Here is a 4,501-nt window from a genome sequence, read left to right on the forward strand (position 1 = left end):
GGATGATTGTAGTAATAGGTGAAACAGTATGTCGTATCATTAGGTCCGCAAAAATTGCACGAATCCCCGTCCTCAGTAACTACATACGGCGGAACCTTGTCCTCAAGGTGCAAACATACAACCATAGTCTCTGCATCACCCGCAAACTCATGCCACATACCCATAAGTATTAACATGTCGGGCGGAGTAAACCGTATGTGCGGGTCACGAAGATAATATCGCAATGTGCCATTTACTGTCACATAAAGACTCGAATCAATCCTCACCCCCGAAGGATAGTCTATAAACCTGAAAATAATGTTAACCGGCGGGCTCGTAAACTCATAACCATCCGGCGGATTTGTATCAAATACCTCCGGCGCCATAAGGTCAAGGCCAAACCTATCCGATACCGTGTTAACATTGAAACACCCATTAGCATCCGTTGCCGATACAAGAGAGTAAGTAACCGGCGTAAGGTGCACCCAATCAGTATCAGGAGTAAAAACAACATACGGGTCGTGCCACTCAAGCTGAGTGCTATCTATTGTATAGGTAAAACTACCATAAGTGCTTGATACCCTTAGCCTTATCGATGTAGAATCCACCGTTGTATCGTCGTCCTCAAGCCTTATTATAATCTGTTGCCTTGGGCACGCAGAATAACGCATAGCATAACCAGCTGTCTCAGGCGGACAAACTATGCTCGCCTCTGGCCCGGGACAACTGCAGTCAGGCATAAATATGCAGCCGCGCACAGTATCTGTATGGATAATACCCGTACCGTGTTCCGTAGCATAAAGATAGATATTAAAACAGTTTTCTCTGCCCTCGTAACCTCTCGCACTGTGAATTCTCCATCCAAAGCAGTGAACAGCACCCGCAGGCCATGGGAAAAACTTCTGCAGCGAATCGCCAGCCAAAAGAGTCATCGAATCACCGAGCTCTATAACAGCATATGACATACTGTCATATTGCACTCCAGAATTATTTTTAACACAGAGGTTTATAACATGAGTAGAGTCGATAACCGGGATAACATGAGAGAAAACAGTTGTCCATGGGACAGAAGTATTAAACCATTCCCCGCCTGAGTTGCGAGCAACACGATGGTACATTGTATCCCAGAAGGCTATAGAACAACCTCCGCCACCAGATGTAAGTGGGGAAGCAGTAACCGAGTAAACAATAAACCCCTCAGCCATAACCTTCATGTATGGGTTAGCCCATCGAGGATAAGGGTGAGCAGTGTTGTCTACATAAACGCTACATGGTCCCGTGTTGCAACCTGGTTGGTCCATGCAGCACGAGGGTTCGTCAGTGGAGATGAAAATTATTTTTAACGCATCAGCACGCCAATCATACTTTGTAAGTCCTTCCCATAATGCTGGCCATGCCCACTCATTTCCGCCAGGAGCACCTCCAGTAGCACCAACATTAAATAACCTTATCCTAAATGTGGGATAACTAGCTGTCATCTGATACCCTGGTGTTATAGGGTCGAAGTCTGCTACATGTGGTTGGCCACTTTGAGTAACAAGTCCAAATCTGTACTGATAGTTGAGAGCATGCAATCTCGCTGCAAGACCATCCAATGCAGCACGAACCTGCGCAATATCATCTCCCATCGAGCCCGACGAATCGAGAGTGAACACTATATCTACCTTACCGGTATCGAGACGGCAGCCGAGCTCAACTATAAATTCTGTTGTATCGAGAGAAGAAATAGCGAACTTGTAGACATTGCCTCGATAATTAAGCTCGAATTTCTCTATTTCGAATCCTGAGGATGAGTAAACTGGTAAATCATTATTTACCGGTTCGTCGGCATGAGCAATAACGGCAAAACCCATCAAAATAATTGAAAACATCAAAACAAGGACATAATTTCTCATTATTTTACCCCCTTTTATTTTTCAACCAAACAATTAGATAATACACCAAGCCAAATGTCAAGAAATAATTTTCAGCCTGTCGACAAAAATTTTCTTAACGCTATCGAGCTGCCTGAAACCCCAAGTAAAATACCAAGAACAACAACCCCTGCCGCCATCCAACTCGGAAGATTCACAAGAGAAGGCACAAGAAATTTTGCCCCCACAAAAGCTAATCTCAACATTGCCAAAGAAACCAACGCTGCCAGCGCGCCCTGAACGAAGCCCTCAAAGATAAAAGGACGCCTTATAAAATCATCAGTCGCTCCTACAACCCTCATTATATTAATAATATCTTTTCTTCCAAAAATTGCAAGTTTTATTGTGTTAACTATTATTACAAAGGCACCAAGCAAAAGTATTACTCCCCAAATCACCGAAATAATTATGAATGTTTTAAAAAGACCCGAAACCTTTTCGAAAACCTCACCGGGCGCAATAACCTGAACAACGCCTTTTTTACCCTTAACAAAATCAAGAGCCCTTTTTGCGGACTCCTTTATGTAAGCTCCCGGGGTTAATTTAACCAGAATAGACCTCGGAAAAGGATTCTCATCAGCGCTCACCGCCACAGTCCTGCCGAATCGTTTCTCGAATCTTTTTCTGGCTGCTTCCTTGTCCACGAATTCCACTGACCTCACCCCCGGAAGTCTTCGCAAACCTGACATCAAAGAATTTATCTTCGCAATGCTTAAGTTGTCGTCGAGAAAAACCTCTATACTAAGCCTCGACTGGGCAGCCTTGAGAAACGCATTAAGATTGAAGGTTATAAGTAGAAAAAGGGAGAAGACAAAAATAGCTATGGAAATGGTTATTACAGAGAGGATAGCGACAAATCTATATCTCCATAAAGATTTTAGCCCCTCAGATATTGCGAATCCCCACGCGCTCATTCACTTCGTTCTTTCACCCGAAAAATAATGTTCTCTGAACAATTGCCCTTTGCTGAACAACCCGAAAACTCCGCCAGTGTGCCAAAGAAGCACTCGCGAGCCCTTCGGAATAAATCCCTTTTTGATAAGGTCCTCTGCTGCCATAAATGCCTTTGAAGTGTAGGTAGAATCGAGTATTATCCCCTCGCGGGCAGCGAAATCGCAAATGAACCTCACATGCTCGTAGGTAATCACTCCATACCCCGGCTGCCAGTAATCGTCGAACAACAAAATTTCCTCAGCATTAAGCTCGAGTTCAGGAAAATATTTAGACTTTATGCCAAGAGCGACATCCTTAATATGTTCTTTTAGTTCTTTAGTGTCAGGTCCGGCAGATATACCGACAATTTTGACATCAAAACCAACATTCTTAAATCCTGTCCATAAGCCAGCATATGTCCCACCACTTCCTGAACCTATGACAATAAAGTCGGGATAGAAGTTTTCCGCATTAAATTGTGCGTAAACCTCATGGGCAGCGTGAAAATATCCCATCGCGCCCAATGGATTGGATGCGCCCTCCGGAATAATATATGGCTTCCTTCCACGCTTCCTGTATTCCTCGGCTAATTGTGCCATAAGTTTATCTCTTTGTTTATACTCTTCAGGAGTAACCCAAACGAACTCAGCTCCGAGAATCATATCCAAAAGCCAGTTGCCAGTGGGTCCTTCTCCAGTTCTTCTTAGCATAAGCACCACATCCAACCCCAATTTTCGCGCTACAGCGGCAGTAGCCCTGCAATGATTCGATTGCTCACCGCCACAGGTTATAACCATATCAGCACCCTGCTCAAGCGCCTCAGCCATAACGAATTCAAGTTTCCTTACTTTGTTGCCCGTTTCCACTGCACCCGTAAGGTCATCTCGCTTTACCCAAACATCAACGCCCCAAAGTTTGCTCGTTCGCTCAAGACGGCTAAGAGGCGTGGGCAATAATGCCAGACTTATTCTTTTTGGTTCCATAAAGCCCCCCTTAATATATATGATCAAATTATTCTTTGGTTAATCCTGCCACAACTTCATTATCTCCCTGCACAAAAACAAAAGCTCCTTTGCGTCACCTATTCGGTGAACACCGGGCGTTACTATAAGCTTTGCGTTGGCTCCCAATCTATCAAGAAGAGCTTTAATTTTTTCGTTTCTCCCTCTATTCCAGTCTTTTTCTCTCGTTAGGAGCACTACCGGCAAGCCGGGCACATTCTCTCTATCTATGTCCCCTATTAATGCGTCGTGGGCACACTGCGTTATAACCCCACCAAAAAGCAGCGGAAACGAAAGCGCAACACTTAACGCCTGCGCACCCTGACCAGAAAAACCGTAAATAACAATTCGGTAGGAATCAACCTGCGGGAATGTTAAAAGCTCGTCCACAAGGTTTAATATATCAGTTGTATTCTTTTTCGGGTCCCTGTGATTCCTCGATTTTCCGCATACTGCTATGTTCCATCCAACGGAGTCGTAGACGAGGCGTGCGGTGTCAATATTTTCCATCTTGCCACCTGTGCAGCAAAGATAAAGCAGGGTCGGATGTTTTCCAGCAGGCTGGAGCATGAATAAGTTGCCCTCGTTATCATTAAAAACTTTCTGACAGCGCGAACTAACCGAAGAAGAGAGAATAAAAAGCAAAGTCAAAATTTTTAATGCAAATACTTTCAC

4 protein-coding genes are annotated in these 4,501 nt (G+C 44.3%); all 4 read right to left on the bottom strand.

Features of this window, described 5'->3' with window-relative positions; all coding sequences use genetic code 11:
• The coding region (locus tag J7J62_04075; GenBank protein ID MCD6124331.1) for a VWA domain-containing protein at positions 1–1,874 on the bottom strand (1,874 nt) is incomplete at its 3' end.
• Positions 1,875–1,945: 71 nt separating this feature from the next.
• A complete protein-coding gene (locus J7J62_04080) occupies positions 1,946–2,806 on the bottom strand; it encodes an ABC transporter permease (GenBank protein ID MCD6124332.1) in 861 nt (286 codons plus the stop codon).
• On the bottom strand, positions 2,807–3,808 hold the full coding sequence (locus J7J62_04085; GenBank protein ID MCD6124333.1) for a D-cysteine desulfhydrase family protein: 1,002 nt from the start codon (positions 3,806–3,808) through the stop codon (positions 2,807–2,809).
• A 39-nt stretch (positions 3,809–3,847) separates the two neighbouring features.
• Positions 3,848–4,501: hypothetical protein (locus tag J7J62_04090; protein ID MCD6124334.1), on the bottom strand; the 654-nt coding region annotated here is incomplete at its 5' end.

The sequence above is a fragment of the bacterium genome, assembly GCA_021159335.1.
In the GTDB taxonomy this organism is placed as follows: domain Bacteria; phylum UBP14; class UBA6098; order B30-G16; family B30-G16; genus JAGGRZ01.